17 protein-coding genes are annotated in these 16,438 nt (G+C 28.7%); all 17 read left to right on the top strand.

What is annotated here, in order from left to right; translation table 11 throughout:
• Positions 1-8 precede the first annotated feature (8 nt).
• Positions 9-1,385 carry a cobyrinate a,c-diamide synthase gene (locus KGF39_RS11425; RefSeq protein WP_227822401.1) on the top strand — a complete coding sequence of 459 codons (1,377 nt, stop codon included), beginning with the start codon at positions 9-11 and terminating at the stop codon, positions 1,383-1,385.
• Entirely contained in the window at positions 1,386-2,357 is a 972-nt protein-coding gene (cbiB, locus tag KGF39_RS11420; protein WP_227822400.1) for an adenosylcobinamide-phosphate synthase CbiB, read from the top strand.
• A 31-nt stretch (positions 2,358-2,388) separates the two neighbouring features.
• Positions 2,389-3,453, top strand: a complete 1,065-nt coding sequence (locus KGF39_RS11415) for a threonine-phosphate decarboxylase (RefSeq protein WP_227822399.1) — start codon at positions 2,389-2,391, stop codon at positions 3,451-3,453.
• Between the two features lies 1 nt (position 3,454).
• Positions 3,455-4,342 (top strand): cobalamin biosynthesis protein, encoded by an 888-nt coding sequence (locus KGF39_RS11410; RefSeq protein ID WP_227822398.1) that lies wholly within the window; start codon positions 3,455-3,457, stop codon positions 4,340-4,342.
• Positions 4,330-4,962, top strand: a complete 633-nt coding sequence (locus KGF39_RS11405) for a cobalt-precorrin-8 methylmutase (protein ID WP_227822397.1) — start codon at positions 4,330-4,332, stop codon at positions 4,960-4,962. The genes KGF39_RS11410 and KGF39_RS11405 overlap by 13 nt, the downstream gene beginning before the upstream one ends.
• An 8-nt stretch (positions 4,963-4,970) precedes the next feature.
• Positions 4,971-6,197: a cobalt-precorrin-5B (C(1))-methyltransferase CbiD gene (cbiD, locus tag KGF39_RS11400; protein WP_227822396.1), complete on the top strand. Its 1,227-nt coding sequence runs from the start codon at positions 4,971-4,973 to the stop codon at positions 6,195-6,197.
• Positions 6,194-6,802, top strand: coding sequence for a cobalt-precorrin-7 (C(5))-methyltransferase (locus KGF39_RS11395; protein WP_227822395.1), 609 nt, complete (start codon positions 6,194-6,196; stop codon positions 6,800-6,802). The genes cbiD and KGF39_RS11395 overlap by 4 nt, the downstream gene beginning before the upstream one ends.
• The gene (locus tag KGF39_RS11390; protein ID WP_227822394.1) at positions 6,792-7,367 is read left to right on the top strand and encodes a decarboxylating cobalt-precorrin-6B (C(15))-methyltransferase; all 576 of its coding nucleotides are present in this window, start codon (positions 6,792-6,794) and stop codon (positions 7,365-7,367) included. The genes KGF39_RS11395 and KGF39_RS11390 overlap by 11 nt, the downstream gene beginning before the upstream one ends.
• Positions 7,360-8,112 (top strand): cobalt-precorrin-4 methyltransferase, encoded by a 753-nt coding sequence (locus KGF39_RS11385; RefSeq protein ID WP_107596127.1) that lies wholly within the window; start codon positions 7,360-7,362, stop codon positions 8,110-8,112. The genes KGF39_RS11390 and KGF39_RS11385 overlap by 8 nt, the downstream gene beginning before the upstream one ends.
• Positions 8,096-9,217 (top strand): cobalt-precorrin 5A hydrolase, encoded by a 1,122-nt coding sequence (gene cbiG / locus KGF39_RS11380; RefSeq protein WP_227822393.1) that lies wholly within the window; start codon positions 8,096-8,098, stop codon positions 9,215-9,217. The genes KGF39_RS11385 and cbiG overlap by 17 nt, the downstream gene beginning before the upstream one ends.
• Positions 9,214-9,939 carry a precorrin-3B C(17)-methyltransferase gene (gene cobJ, locus KGF39_RS11375; protein ID WP_227822392.1) on the top strand — a complete coding sequence of 242 codons (726 nt, stop codon included), beginning with the start codon at positions 9,214-9,216 and terminating at the stop codon, positions 9,937-9,939. The genes cbiG and cobJ overlap by 4 nt, the downstream gene beginning before the upstream one ends.
• Complete coding sequence (cobK, locus tag KGF39_RS11370) at positions 9,936-10,688, top strand: precorrin-6A reductase (RefSeq protein WP_227822391.1); 753 nt, start codon at positions 9,936-9,938, stop codon at positions 10,686-10,688. Before cobJ ends, cobK begins: the two co-directional genes overlap by 4 nt.
• An 18-nt stretch (positions 10,689-10,706) precedes the next feature.
• Complete coding sequence (locus KGF39_RS11365; RefSeq protein ID WP_107596123.1) at positions 10,707-12,197, top strand: cobalt-factor II C(20)-methyltransferase; 1,491 nt, start codon at positions 10,707-10,709, stop codon at positions 12,195-12,197.
• Between the two features lie 12 nt (positions 12,198-12,209).
• Positions 12,210-13,115 (top strand): hydroxymethylbilane synthase, encoded by a 906-nt coding sequence (gene hemC, locus KGF39_RS11360; RefSeq protein ID WP_054275281.1) that lies wholly within the window; start codon positions 12,210-12,212, stop codon positions 13,113-13,115.
• Positions 13,105-14,604: a uroporphyrinogen-III C-methyltransferase gene (gene cobA, locus KGF39_RS11355; RefSeq protein WP_227822390.1), complete on the top strand. Its 1,500-nt coding sequence runs from the start codon at positions 13,105-13,107 to the stop codon at positions 14,602-14,604. The genes hemC and cobA overlap by 11 nt, the downstream gene beginning before the upstream one ends.
• A gap of 16 nt (positions 14,605-14,620) precedes the next feature.
• Complete coding sequence (gene hemB, locus KGF39_RS11350) at positions 14,621-15,586, top strand: porphobilinogen synthase (RefSeq protein ID WP_054275279.1); 966 nt, start codon at positions 14,621-14,623, stop codon at positions 15,584-15,586.
• A gap of 151 nt (positions 15,587-15,737) precedes the next feature.
• On the top strand, positions 15,738-16,316 hold the full coding sequence (locus KGF39_RS11345; protein ID WP_227822389.1) for a bifunctional precorrin-2 dehydrogenase/sirohydrochlorin ferrochelatase: 579 nt from the start codon (positions 15,738-15,740) through the stop codon (positions 16,314-16,316).
• Positions 16,317-16,438: the final 122 nt, after the last annotated feature.

The raw sequence follows: 16,438 nt of genomic DNA, 5'->3' as shown, positions 1-16,438 counted from the left end.
GGTGTATTATGAAAAAAATTTTAATTGCGGGTACTAGTAGTGGAGTAGGTAAAACAACAATATCATTAGGAATAATGCAAGCTTTGGTTAAGAGAAATATGAAAGTACAGCCATATAAAGTAGGGCCAGACTATATAGACCCTTCATATCACACTTTTATAACTGGAAGACATTCCAGAAATTTAGATTCTTATATGCTAGATGATGAAAAAATAAAGTATATAGTAAATAAGTCCTCAAAGGACGCAGATATTTCAGTAATAGAAGGTGTTATGGGGTTATATGATGGATTTGGAATAGATTTAGATAATTGTACAAGTTCACATACTTCAAAGGTACTAAAATCACCTGTTATATTAGTTATAAATGGAAAATCTATGGCAGCGTCTAGTGCTGCTATGGTACTTGGATATAAGGAACTAGATAAAGATGTAAATATAAAAGGTGTCATAGTAAACAATGTAAAGACTAGTAGCCATTATCAAATAATCAAGAGTTCTATAGAAAAGTATTGTAATGTTGAAGTGTTGGGGTACTTTCCTCCAAATAATAAATTTTCTTTAGAATCTAGACATTTAGGATTAGTTCCTAGTGTAGAAATGAAATCATTAAGAGAAAAATTTTACACTCTAGCAGATGAAATTGAAAACTATATAGATATTGATAGAATAATTGAAATATCAGAAAGTGACGAATTTGAGAGTGATTTTGATTTTCAAACTTTGATAGAAAATAATAAAATAAAAGAACACATTAATAATAAATCAATAGCTATAGCATATGATAAAGCATTCAATTTTTATTATAGAGAAAATATAGAGCTATTAGAAGAACTTGGGTTAGAAATAAACTACTTTAGTCCTCTTGAAGATACATCAGTACCAAATTCAGATTATATTTATATTGGAGGAGGTTTTCCAGAGATATTTGGAAAAGAGCTAGAAGCAAATGAATCAATGAGAACTTCTATATTAGAAGCACATAATAATAACATACCTATTTATGCAGAATGTGGAGGGCTGATGTATCTAGGTGAGAAACTATTGAATCAAGAAGAAGAAGAATTTAATATGGTTGGTATATTCAGTGGAATTAGCAGGATGACATCTTCCTTAAAGAGATTTGGGTACTGTATTGGTGTAGCCAAGGAAAATACTCTTTTATCTAAAAAAGGGGAATCTATTAAAGGACATGAGTTTCATCATTCAATATTTGAAAGTGATGAAAAATGTGTATATTCAATGAAAAAAGAAAGGGATGGAAATATAGTAGAAGAGTGGGATGGTGGTTATAGTAAAGGAAACACTCTAGTTACATATCTTCATACTCATTTTTATAATAACTTAAGCTGTATAGAAAATTTTTTGAATAAAGGAAATGAGTAAATGAATATTTTATCTATTTATATAGGATATGTAACAGACTTAATTGTAGGAGACCCATATTCTTTTCCTCATCCAGTGAGATTTATTGGTAAACTTATAAATTTTACTCAAGGTATAATAAGGAAGGTATCTAAAAATGATAGGCAGTTAAAATTTGGTGGATTTATATTATGGTTTATAACTGTTGGAATAACATATTTAATAACTTATGCTATAGTGAAGTTATTTAGTTTTAATATATTATTGAGTATTGTAATAAATAGTTTTATAATTTATACAACACTAGCCACAAAATGTTTAAAAGATGAAGCATTGAAAATCTATAATGTATTAAAAAGTGAAGATATAGAAAAGTCTAGAATTCAGCTATCTTATATAGTAGGGAGAGATACCACCAGTTTAAGTGAGTCTGAGATAATAAGAGCAACTGTAGAAACTGTTGCGGAAAATACTGTAGATGGTATAATTGCGCCTATGTTTTATGCCTTTATTGGAGGAGCACCACTTGCTATGGCATATAAAGCTATAAATACATTGGATTCAACAGTTGGATATAAAAATAAAAAATATAAAGATATTGGTTTTGCTTCTGCTAAGATTGATGATATAGCCAATTATATACCAGCTAGAATATCTGTTATTCTTATGACGATTGGAAGTTTCTTTTTAAGTTATGACTATAGGAATTGTTTTAGGATTTCTATTAGAGATAGAAAGAATCATAAAAGTCCAAATTGTGCTTTTTCAGAAGGGGCTGTATCTGGTGCTCTAGGAATACAATTAGGAGGTACCAATGTTTATTTTGGGGAAAAAGTGTATAAGCCAACAATAGGGGATAAGCTTAGGGATATAGATAAAGAGGATATAATTAAAACTAATAAAATTATGTATGCATCTTCATTTGTATCTATGTTGGTATTTACACTAGTATATGTGTTATGTAGGATGATTTTAATTAACCTAATTATATAAATTATTGTTTGCTAACTTAAGGGGGACATAGATGAAGGATTTAGGGCATGGTGCCAATGTAGATGAAATGGCAAGATTATATGGGAAAGACCCAAAAGAAATAATTGATTTTAGTTCAAATATAAATCCAAATGTATTACCAAATTTAGAAAGATACATTTTAAGAGGATTAGAAGAGTGCAGGAATTATCCAGATATAAATTATACAAACTTGAGAGAAAATATATCAAAATATATAGATATAAATCCAAACTTTATAATACCTGGAAATGGTGCAACAGAAGTGATTTATTTGCTTATGAAGAGTATTAAAAAAAGATTAGCTATAATAAATCCGACCTTTTCAGAGTATAGAAGAAGTGCTGAGTTAAATAATCTAGATATTATAGATTTAGATTTAGATAATAATTTTCAACTTGATATAGATATAATTAAAAAAAACATTGAAAAATTTGATAGCTTATTTATATGTAATCCTAATAATCCTAGTGGCAATGTCCAAGATTTAAAGGAACTTGTTGATTTATTAGGTCAACATAATAAGGTGTTAATAATTGATGAAACTTTCATGGAATTTGTTGAAGATGAAAGTGAATATAGTTTGGTTAAGGACATAGAATTAAATGAAAATGTATTTATAATTAAAGCTGTGACTAAGTTTTTTGGTATGCCTGGTTTAAGGTTAGGATATGGTCTTACAAGTAACACCAACATTATGGACAAAATTTATGAATACAAAGAACCGTGGACTATAAATTCTTTTGCAGACATACTATCCAATTTTATTTTTAAAGATAAAGAGTATATTAAAAATAGTAAAGAGTATTACATAAAAGAAAGAAACTCTATGTTACAAGAGTTGAGAAACATAAGAAATATAAAGGCCTATGATACAGATGCTAATTTTATTTTGATAAAAATATATAAAAAAACAGCTAAAGAATTAAAAAAAGCTTTGTTTAAGCAAGGAAACATATTAGTTAGAGATGCATCTAACTTTATAGGATTAGATGATAGCTTTATAAGAGTGGCTATAAAATCTCATGAAGATAATAAAATTCTTATAGAAAATATGAAAAATTTATTGGGTGATTAAAATGAAATCTTATGGAGTATGCCCAGCATCTTGTGGAGAATTTGTACAAGGGATAATTGATAATGAAGAATATTTATGTTCATATGCAATAGATATGTATTCTAAGGTCTACATTGAAGAAAAATTAAGAGACATAAATTTGGGTAGATATAAGTCAAGATTAGCAATTGAAAAAGTATTTGAAAAATTTAATTTGCCTAAAAAAGATACTAAGAATATTTCTTTAAATATAAATAGTAAAATACCTGTTGGAAAAGGTATGGCAAGTTCAACTGCTGATATAGGAGCTACCATAAAGGCAACATTATCATTGATAAATAAAGAGTTAAGTAGTGAAGAGATTTCTAAATTAGCAACTGAAATAGAACCAACAGATTCTATATTTATAGATAAAAACAGTATATTTAATCCTCTAAATGGAACTGTTATAAAATACCTAGGAAATTTAACCAATGCAAAAGTTGTAATACTTGAACCAAATAAGGTACTGGATACTATGAAAATTAGGTTGAGGCAAGACTACAATAAGTTAAAAATAGAAAATAAAGAAATTATAAAAAAGTCATTTGCTCTTTTAGAAGAAGGATTAAAAAATGATAATTTATCTTTAGTTGGAGAGGCTTGTACATTGAGTAGTTTAGCGAATGAGAATATAGAAAAAAAAGAGTACTTAAGTGAAATAATAAAAATATCGAAAAAATATGGAGCATATGGAGTAAACATTGCTCACAGTGGAACGGTAGTAGGTATTTTAATTGATAAGTTTATAGATGATAAAAAGGTGATAGATGCTTTATATGAGTCTAACATAAACTCTGTATATAATAAAATTTATACACTAAACATAATCAATGGAGGAATTAAGGGGGAAATAGAATGGAATACATAAAGAATCCTATGAAAATAGAAGAAAAAAGTTTTGAATTGATACAAGAAATAATAGACGAAATTAGACCAGATTATAAATTTAAGAATAATATCGAAGAAAAAATAATAAAGAGAGCTATACATACTACTGCGGATTTTGATTACTTAGATATATTAAAAATATCAGAAGAAGCAGTTGATAGTATAATAGATGCATTAAAAAATAATGCAAGTATTTATACTGATACAAATATGGCTCTTAGTGGTATAAATAAAAGAAAGTTAGAATCATTAGGATGTAAGTATAAATGTTTAGTGGCAGATGATGAAACTGCAAAATTAGCTAAAGAAAAAGAGATTACTCGTTCTATGGCAGCAGTAGAAATTGCAGCTAAAGAAGAAGGAAGAAAAATATTCGTTTTAGGTAATGCACCAACGGCTTTATATAAAGTTATGGAGATGAAATCAGAAGGTAGATTAGATTTAGATGCAGTTATAGGAGTTCCTGTAGGTTTTGTAGGAGCGCAAGAATCAAAAGATGAAGTTGAAAAAACAGATATACCATATATAATATCTAAAGGTAGAAAAGGTGGCAGTAATTTAGCAGCAGCAATAGTAAATGCTATATTATATACTATGTAGGTACCTATATGGAAGAATATGTATATATAGATGGTAAAAAATATAGAAGAGGATATACTACAGGTTCATGTGCTACAGGTGCATCTAAGGCTGCTGTATATATGCTTATTACAAAAAATAAAATTGATACTATAAATATAGATACTCCTAAAGGGATACCATTATCACTAAAAGTTGATAATGTAAATATTTCTGATACCTTTGTCGAATGTTCCATAAAAAAAGATGGTGGAGATGATATAGATGCAACTCATACCATGGATATTTATGCAAGAGCTGAAATTGTATCTAAAAATGATAAGAACAAAGAGTATCTTACTCTAAATGATATAGATAGTTTAAGTACCAATAGTGAGTGTCAAAGTGAACTCTATAAGTTTATTAGGGTTTATGGTGGAATTGGTATTGGTGTGGTTACGAAAAAAGGGCTCAGTGTAGATGTTGGTAAGACTGCTATAAATCCGACTCCGCTTAAGATGATAAATCATGAAATAAGAAAGCTCATAGGGGATAATTTTGAATCTATACTTGGAAATAATAAAGTTTTAAAAATAACAATCTTTGCTCCACAAGGAGAAACCATAGCAAAAAAAACCTTTAATCCAAGATTAGGTATAGTTGGAGGAATATCTATAATAGGCACAACTGGAATTGTTGAACCTATGAGTGATGAGGGATGGAAAAAATCTTTGTCTATAGAACTTCAAATGAAAAAAGAACAGGGTTTAGATAAAATAATACTGGTTCCAGGAAATCATGGAGAACAGTTTATAAGAGAAAAACTAAACTTGGACATTAAGTATGTAGTTAGGACAAGCAACTTTGTAGGTTATATGATTAAAGAAGCTCAAAGAATAGGATATAAGAAAATCTTAATGGCAGGTCATATAGGTAAATTCATAAAAGTATCTGCTGGTATTTTCAATACCCATAGTAAAGTAGCAGATGCTAGAAGCGAGATATTAGTAGCAAACTTAGCCTTAATGGGAGCTACATATGAATTTTTAAATAAAATAAATCAATGCCTAACTGCTGAAGAAGCTGTAGAGTTAATAAATAATAGTGAATATAGACAAGTATATAATATATTGAGTAATAAATGTAGAGAGAGAGTAAAGCAATACTTAAATGAAGATTCAGATGATATTGATGTGGAAGTAATCATGTTTTCAATGGATAAGTCTTTATTAGGTAAATCGGATAATACAGATGATTTAGTGGAGGTCTTTATATGATAAACATAATAGGTCTAGGACCTGGAAACTTAGACTATATAACAAAAAAAGGTGAAAATTTAATTTCCACTTCTGATGTATTAATTGGTGGTAAGAGGAATCTAGAATCTATAAAAAACTTTGAAGGAGAAAAAATAGTCCTAGATTCTAATTTGAGAGAAATTCTAGAGTATATAAATAACAATAAAGAAAAGCAAATATCAATAATAGCGTCTGGTGACCCACTAATATATGGGATAGGTAGATATCTATCTAAAAATATTGACAATAAGATGCTAAATATGGTTTCTGGAATTAGTTCTTTACAATATATATTCTCAAAAATATATGTTGATATGAATGATGTATATATTACAAGTAGTCATGGTAAAGTACCAGATTTTGATTACATATTATCACATAAAAAAGTATGTATGGTTACAGATTCTAAGATAGGACCAAAACAAATAAGCAAGGAAATAATAGATAGAAATCTAAATAAAATTATTGTTGTAGGAGAAAATTTATCATATGACAATGAAAAAATAACAATAGCAAAACCAGAAGAGATAATAAGAATGGACAATTTCGAGATGAATGTTGTGGTGATTTTAGATGAAGAATAGTGAATTTATAACAGGTAAAGTTCCAATTACCAAAGAAGAAGTTAGAGCAATATCAATAAGTAAGTTAAATTTAGTAAATGCTAAAAATTTCATAGACATAGGGGCTGGTACAGGAAGTGTAAGTATTGAAGCTGCATACAATTATCCTAATTTAAATGTTATATCCATAGAGAAAAATGATGATGCTATAGAACTTATAGATAAAAACATAAAAAAGTTTAACTTAAAAAATATAGAAGTAATAAAAGGGTATGCTCCAATTAATGTAGGATTAAATACCAAAGTTGAGTCTATTTTTCTTGGGGGAACAGGAAATAATCTGGAAGAGATAATAGAATGGTCTAAAAAAAATCTGGTTACAGGAGGAAGACTTGTAGCCAATTTTATAATAATAGACACATTTAATCAAACTTTAAAACTGCTTAAAAAACATGGATTTAAAGAAATAGATGTATGTGTTTTGAATGTTTCTAAACTAGAGAAACTAGGAAAAGGTGAATACTTTAAACCACTAAATCCTATATATATAATATCTTGTGAAAAAGGGGAAAATGATGATGAATAAAGTACATTTTGTAGGAGCAGGACCTGGAGATAAAGAGCTAATAACATTAAAGGGATACAAATTATTGAGCAATGCAGATGTGGTAATATATGCAGGCTCACTTGTTAATCCTGAACTTTTAGAATACTGTAAAGAAGGTTGCCAAATACATAATAGCGCACATATGGATTTACAAGAGATAATAGATGTTATGAGAGAGGGTATAGAAAATAATAAATCTGTTGTGAGATTACAAACAGGTGATTTTTCTATATATGGTTCAATTAGGGAACAAGTGGAAGATTTAAACAAATTGAATATAGATTATGACTGCACACCAGGAGTAAGTTCGTTTTTAGGAGCAGCTTCATCTTTAGGAGTTGAATATACAGTTCCAGAAATTTCTCAAAGTGTAATTATAACAAGAATGGAAGGCAGAACTCCGGTTCCAGAGAAAGAATCAATACAATCATATGCTAAGCACCAAACATCTATGGTAATATTTTTATCTGTTCAAGAAATTGAGAAAGTTGTGTCTAGATTACTGGAAGGTGGATATCCAAAAGATACTCCTATAGCAGTTATATACAAAGCAACTTGGGCAGATGAAAAAATAGTTAAAGGAACTTTAAGTGATATAGCTGTAAAAGTTAAAGAAAACAACATAAATAAGACTGCTTTAATAATGGTTGGAAGATTTTTAGGAGAAGAATATAATAACTCAAAGTTATATGACAAGGATTTTAAACATGAGTATAGAGGGTAATATTGCCATAATCTGTATTACAGAAAATGGGAAAAATCTAGCTATAAAGATAAAATCTCTATTAAATAACTGTGTTGTATATCAAATAAAAAATAAAAAAAGTGATTTATATGATGAAGAAATATGTGTACATATAGTTCAAAAGAAGCTAAGTGATTTTGTAGGAGAAGTATTTAATAAATTTGATTATATAGTATTTATAATGGCTACAGGTATAGTTGTACGAAGTATAGCACCATATATAGTGAGTAAGTTTAGTGACCCTGCAATTTTAGTGATGGATGAAAAAGGCAAAAACGTAATAAGTTTATTGAGTGGGCATATTGGAGGAGCAAACAGTTTAACACATTATATAAGTAGTCTTATTGATGCTAATCCAGTAATAACAACAGCTACTGATGTAAACCAAAAAGCTTCTTTAGACATGATAGCAAAAAATCTAGATGCATACATTGATAACTTCAGAGAAAATGTAAAAGAAGTGAATTCTATGCTAGTGAACAATAAATGTGTTGGTTTGTATGTTGATGAGGGATATCAAGTTGATACTAGAGGATTTAAGTTTATAGAAAATAGTAACGAATTAAAAGATAGTTTTTCAAATAATTACATAGAAAAGGTAGTTATAGTAAGCCATAAAATAAATTGTATTAGAGATATTGGAAATTTAAACATGGATAATAAATTTGAACATGACTGTAGTAACGAAAAAATAGTAAAGGTAATTCCAAAAGATATAGTGATAGGAATTGGTTGTAGAAGAAATACCGATAGCAAGTTAATGTATAATTCACTTGTAGAATTTCTTAATAAACAAAATATAGATATTAGAGCAATAAACACAGTTGGAAGCATAGAGCTGAAAAAAGATGAAAAAGCCATAATTGATTTATCAAGAATACTAAAAGTACCATTTAAGACATTTTCGATAGATGAAATATCCAAGGTTGATAATCTATTTGATAAGTCTGATTTTGTTAAAAAAAATGTAGGGGTGTATTCAGTAGCAGAACCTGTAGCATATATTTTGAGCAAAGGTAATTTAATAGTTGAAAAACATAAATACAAAGGAATAACTTTTTCAGTAGGGAGAATAAAAATATGATATACGTTGTAGGAATTGGGCCAGGAAGTAAAGATACAATGACTTTAGAGGCAATAAAAGCAATAGAAGATTCTGAGGCTATTGTTGGGTATAAGACCTATATAAATTTAATAGAAGAATTTATACAGGATAAAGAAATAATCCAAAATGGTATGAGGCAAGAAGTTGATAGATGTAAACAAGCAGTAGAGGAAGCAAAGAAAGGAAAAAAAGTAGCAATTGTAAGTAGTGGTGATGCTGGAATATATGGAATGGCAGGACTTATTCTAGAATTAATATCTAAAGAAGATGAAGATATAAAAGTAAAAGTGATTCCAGGTGTTACTGCAAGCATTGGTGCAGCGGCCATACTTGGAGCTCCTATTATGCACGATTTCTGTCACATAAGTTTAAGCGATTTAATGACTCCATGGGAGGTAATTGAAAAAAGGTTGAGATTAGCTGCTGAAGCTGATTTTGTAATTTGTTTATATAATCCAAGAAGTAAGGGAAGAAGTGAGCATCTAAGCAAAGCATTTAAAATAATGGGTGAGTTTAAAAGTGGAGATACACCTGTTGGAGTGGTAAAAGATGTAGGTAGAGAAAAAGAAGAAAAATTTGTATGTACTTTTGAAAATATGGACTTTGAAAAAGTCGATATGACCACGATGGTTATAATCGGAAATAAATCTACTTATATTGATGGTGAGTTGATAATAACTCCAAGAGGTTATACGGTATGATTTTGATTTTAGGAGGAACTTCAGATAGTCTATCTATATGTGATAAGATAAATGAACTGAAAAATCAACCATATATACTTTCAGTGACTACAGATTATGGAAAGGAACTTGCACAACGACATGCAGAAAATGTAATTTTAGGGAAGCTTGGAAAAGAAGATATGCTAAAATTTATAGGAGATAATAATATAGTGAAAATAATAGATGCCACTCATCCTTATGCAGTTGAGGTATCCCAAAATGCTATTACTTGTGCAAAGTTATCAAATATAGATTATATAAGGTTTGAGAGGAAATCTCTAATTGAAGAAATAGATTATGACAATAAATTTATAGTAGATACAATCGAAGAAGCCTGTAAAATAGCAAATAAAATAGGAAAAAATATATTCATAGGAACAGGAAGTAAAAATCTAAATAAATTTGTAGAAGAAATAAATGATAAAAATTTAGTTGTTAGAGTTCTTCCAACTAGTGAAGTCATATTAAGTTGTGAAAAATTAGGTTTAAGTGCAGATAATATAATAGCTATGAAAGGCCCGTTTAGTCAGTGTATAAACGAAGAAGTATATAAACATTACAACATAGACTTAGTTATAACAAAAGAAAGTGGAATAGCTGGTGGTTTTTTAGAGAAAGTAAATGCATGTAAAACTTTCAATATACCTGTAATAATTATAAAAAGAGAATTGATTAACTACGAAAACGTAATTAATGACATAAATAAAATTAAAGACATACTTGTGTAATTTTTAGGAGGAGAATATATGAAGAAAGCTTTATTAGTAGTGAGTTTTGGTACAAGTTATCATGAAACAAGAGAAAAGACAATAGATATATGTGAAGATAAAATAAAAAATTCATTAAAAAATTATGATTTTTTTAGAGCTTATACATCCAATATGATAATAAACAAAATAAAAAAAAGAGATGGAATAGACATAGATAATCCTATACAAGCTTTAGATAAAATATATGAGCAAGGATATGATGAAGTAATAATTCAAACACTTCATATTATATGTGGAGAAGAATTTAACAAATTAAAGGAACAAGTAGATGGCTATTCTTCTAAATTTAAAAAGATTGTATTAGGAAGACCTTTACTTACACATATTGAAGATTATCAGGAAGCTGTAGAGGCAATTAAGCATCAAATTCCTCATATGGAAAGTGATGAAGCAGTAGTATTTATGGGACATGGAACACTTCATGAATCACATTCAGCATATCCAGCATTAGAATACATGCTTAGAGATAATGGAGTAAATGCTTATGTTGGCACAGTTGAAGGGTATCCAGAAATAGAACATGTAATAAGACGACTGAAAGAAGGAAATATAAAAACTGTAAATTTGATGCCATTTATGTTAGTTGCAGGAGACCATGCTATAAATGATATGGCAGGAGATGAAGAAGATTCTTGGAAAACAATACTAGAAGAAAATGAATTTAATGTAAGAATTCATTTAAAAGGACTAGGAGAAAATTCTTATATACAAGATAAATTTGTTCGTCATGCTCTTAAATGTGCAGAAAATGCTAAGTTTTATGGTATAGGAGCAGGGCCAGGAGATGGTTCTTTACTTACAATAAAGGCGGTTAGCACTTTAAAGAAACTGGATATTCTATACACTCCAGAATCAAAAAAAGGTGGAGATAGTCTAGCTTTATCAATAGTTAGTGAATATTTACCTGAATCAGTTGAGATAAAGTCTAGACATTTCCCAATGAGTTTTGATGGGAATGAAAAGAGCTTAGCTTGGGATAATGTAGCACAAGAGATTATCTCAGATGTTAATGATGGTAAAAATGTAGGGTTTGTGACATTAGGAGACCCTATGATTTATAGTACATATGTGTATATAATGAAAAGAATATTAGGAGAGATAGAAGTCGAAACTATACCAGGAATTTCATCATTTTCTAATATAGCATCTAATCAGAATTTTCCATTAGTCATGGATAAAGAAGCATTAGTAGTAATTCCTTGTACTATGGAAGATGATAAGATAGAGTATGCTTTGCAAAATTATAATTCAATAGTATTGATGAAGGTATATAAAAATTTCAAAGAAATAATAAAAAAATTAGAAAAGTATGATTTAATAGAACATGCTATTTTAGTAAGTAATTCTTCCCAAGAAAGCGAAAATGTGTTTACAGATTTAAAAGAAGCGCACCTTGAAGAGAAGATATCTTATTTTTCTACTATACTAGTAAATAAAGATAATAAAATAGGTGAAAGCAATATTTAAAGGAGACTTAATATGAATATAGTGGTTGGAACTAGGGGTAGTAATCTAGCACTTATACAAACTGAATGGGTAATAAATGAATTAAAAAAGAAGTATCCAGAGATTAGTTTTGAAATTAAAGTTATAAAGACAAAAGGAGATTTAATTCAAAATGTTTCGCTGGATAAAATAGGCGATAAAGGATTGTTTGTCAAAGAAATAGAGCAACAATTATTAGACAGAAAAATAGATATAGCAGTACATAGTATGAAGGATATGCCTTCTTATTTAGCAGATGGACTAAAATTTGCTCATACACCTAAGAGAGAAGACCCAAGAGATGTTTTAATACTTAGAGAAGGATATAAAAATTTAGATGATTTACCTCATGGAGCAGTAATAGGAACAGGAAGTAAAAGAAGAAAATTTCAATTATTGAAACAAAGACCTGACTTAAATATAGTGCAAGTTAGAGGTAATGTGGAAACTAGGATACGAAAAATAAAAGATGAAAATATGCATGGGATTGTGTTGGCAGCGTCAGGAATAATAAGAGCTAATTTACAAGACAAAATAAGTTCTTATTTACCTGTTGATGTTGTTATTCCAGCACCTGCCCAAGGAGCCTTAGCTATTGAGATTAGAAGTAACGATAGTAAGATAGAGGAAATAGTGAATTCACTAAAAGATGAGAATACAGAAATTCAAATATTGGCTGAAAGAGGATTTTTGGATGGTGTAAATGGAAGTTGTCATATTCCAATGGCAGCTTATTGTGAAATAATCCAAGATAAAATACATCTTACTGGCTTATATGGAGATTCAGAAGGAAATAAAGTAGTAATCAAGTCCATAGATGGAGATATTTCTTCTCCTAGAGAGTTAGGTTTAAAGTTAGCTAAACTTGTGTTGAAGGAGTATGAGAATTATGAAGGGTAAGGTTTACTTAGTAGGGGCAGGACCAGGTGATTATAAACTCATGACTTTAAAAGGTTTAGAGTGTATAAGAAAGTCGGATGTAATAGTGTATGATAGATTAGCAAATAGTAGCTATTTAAGAGAAGCTAAGTCTGATTGTGAACTTATATATGTAGGAAAGGCGTCAAGTAATCATATTTTGCCACAAGAAGATATAAATAGAATCATAGCAGAAAAAGCTAAAGAAGGAAAACTTGTAACTCGTCTTAAGGGTGGAGACCCTTATGTGTTTGGTAGAGGAGGAGAAGAAGCAGAGACTTTAGTAGATGAAGGTATAGAATTTGAAGTAGTTCCAGGTATAACTTCTGCTATAGGAGGTTTATGTTATGCTGGTATACCTATAACACATAGAGACCATGCTTCATCATTTCATGTAATAACAGGTCATTTGAAGGGTGATGATAGTGGAGAATTAAACTGGAATGCTCTTGCAAATAATAAAGGTACACTTGTATTTTTGATGGGAATCTCAAATCTAAAGAAAATAAGTGAAAACCTAATGAAAGAGGGAAAAGACAAGGATACACCTGTTGCTCTTATAAGTTGGGCAACTAGATATAATCAAAGGGTTGTTACATCCACACTTGAGAATGTTTATGAAGCTGCTATTAAAGAAAAAGTAAAACCTCCAACTCTTATAGTAGTTGGAAGCGTTGTAGGACTTAGAGAAAAGTTGAATTTTTTTGAAAATAAACCTTTATTTGGAAAAAGTATTGCTGTAACTAGGTCTAGAAATCAAAATAGTGCATTGGTAGAAAAAATAATGGATTTAGGTGGAAATCCAATAGAAATACCTACTATTAAGATAGAAAAAATACAAAATAATATTAAGTTAGAAAACGAAATAAAAAATATAAATAAGTATAATTATCTAGTATTAACTAGTAAAAATGCTGTAGAAATCTTTTTTGAAAAGATATATGAAATGAATTTTGATTTAAGGATATTATCTAATTTAAAGATATGTGCTATAGGCTCTGCTACATCAAATGAATTGAAAAAAAGAGGAATTCTAGCAGATATAGTACCAAAAAAATTTGTAGCAGAATCACTGTATGAAGAGTTAATGCTTATTTTAAATGATAATGATAGTATACTTATTCCTAGAGCAGAAAATGCTAGAGATTATCTGGTTGACAAGCTTAAGACTATTTGTAAAGTAACAGAAGTACATATATATAGAACAGTAATAGATGAGGATAAAAAAGATGAGATATTAGATATTTTAAATTCTAATGATATAGATTATATAACATTTACTAGTTCCTCAACAGTAAATAATCTCGTTGAAATTATAGGAAAAGAAAATATTAAAATATTAGACAAAATAAAAACATTATCTATAGGGCCTATAACTACAGAGACAATAAATAGTTTAGGAATAAAATTGTACAAAGAATCTGCTACATCTACTATAGGTTCGTTAGTAGATTTAATTATAAAAAATTAATTTTGGAGGCTTGAATATGTTAAGAAGACCAAGAAGACTAAGAGCAAGTAAAGCAATCAGAAATTTAGTAAGAGAAACTAAAGTGAATATAGAAGATTTAATATATCCACTATTTGTAGTAGAGGGAGAAAATATAAAAGAAGAAATTAAATCTTTACCAGATGTCTATCATTTATCTATAGATATGTTAGAAGAAGAAATAAAAGAAATAAGTGAGTTGGGAATTGAACATATAATGTTATTTGGTGTTCCAGATGAAAAAGATGAGTGTGCTTCACAAGCTTTTAATGATAATGGAATAGTTCAAAAGGCAATTAGAAAGGTAAAAGAAATAAATCCAAATATAAATGTAATAACAGATGTTTGTATGTGCCAATATACAAGTCATGGGCATTGTGGAATTCTAACTGATACTGGTTATGTTGACAATGATAAATCATTGGAGTATTTGGCTAAAATATCTGTAAGTCATGCTAAAGCAGGAGCTGATATGGTTGCTCCATCTGATATGATGGATGGAAGAATACAAGCAATAAGAGAAGCTTTAGATGAAAATGGATTAGAAAATGTAGGAATAATGGCTTACAGTGTTAAATACGCTTCAAATTACTATGGACCTTTTAGAGAGGCTGCTCATTCAGCACCATCTTTTGGAGATAGAAAAACATATCAAATGGACCCAGCAAATAGCAATGAAGCTATAATAGAAACTGAACTTGATATATTGGAAGGTGCAGATATACTTATGGTTAAACCTGCATTATCATATTTAGATATTATAAGAAGAGTTAAAGATAATTTTGATTTACCTCTAGCAGCTTATAATGTAAGTGGAGAATACTCTATGCTTAAGTGTGCTGTTAAAGAAGGTTTATTAAATGAAGATGTAATTCTAGAATCAATTACATCTATAAAAAGAGCAGGAGCAGATATAATAATAACTTATTTTGCTAAGGATATTGCTAAGTTGTTGAAAAAATAAATTCTAGAATCATAAAGAATCTTAAAAGTATAGAAATTGTAATTGTATACTCTATAGTATTTTTATTTAGATACTTATTGAATAAGAATAGAAACTAATTTGCAATTTCTATACTTTATTTATTTAATTAAATAAACTTTGGAGGTAGAAAATGCTATATCCTATTAATTTAAAATTAGATGAGTTAGATGTAGTTATAATTGGCGGAGGAGAAGTTGCATATAGGAAATGTAAAAATTTTTTAAATTTTAATAAGAATGTTACTATAGTTTCTAAACAAATTTTAAATAAATTTTATGATTTAGAAGGGAATATAAAAATAATAAAAGATGATTATAAAAAAATGTATATAGAAAGTGCTTCTGTTATAATTGTTGCTACAAACAATAGAGAACTAAATATGGAAATAGGATTGTATTGTAGAGCAAAAAAGAAATTAGTAAATGTTGTTGATAATTTAGAAATATCAAATTTTACTGTTCCATCATATATAAAAAGAGGCGATTTACTTATAAGTGTATCTACTGGAGGTAAAAGCCCTTCACTGTCATCTAAGATAAAGAAGGAGCTTGAAGAAATATATAGTGAAGATTATGAGGAGTATTTAAACGTATTAGGTGATATTAGAAAAAAAATTATAAAAAAATATGAAGATAAAATTAAAAGAAAAGATATGCTTAATATGTTGATAACACTTGACTTAGAAGAACTAAAGAAACTTAATATATAAAAAACAAAATAAAAAATGTTAAAAATGTGTTGACGGATTATTTTTAAGGTGATATAGTATTACTTGTCCTTAAGAAAAGGGCAAACATGAAAAATGAACTTTGAAAATTAAACAGTAGGTTA

It is taken from the genome of Clostridioides sp. ZZV14-6345, from assembly GCF_020657775.1.
Classification (GTDB): Bacteria; Bacillota; Clostridia; order Peptostreptococcales; family Peptostreptococcaceae; genus Clostridioides; species Clostridioides difficile_D.
The sequence above is the reverse complement of the archived record's forward strand: the minus strand, read 5'-3'. Positions and strand labels throughout refer to the sequence as shown.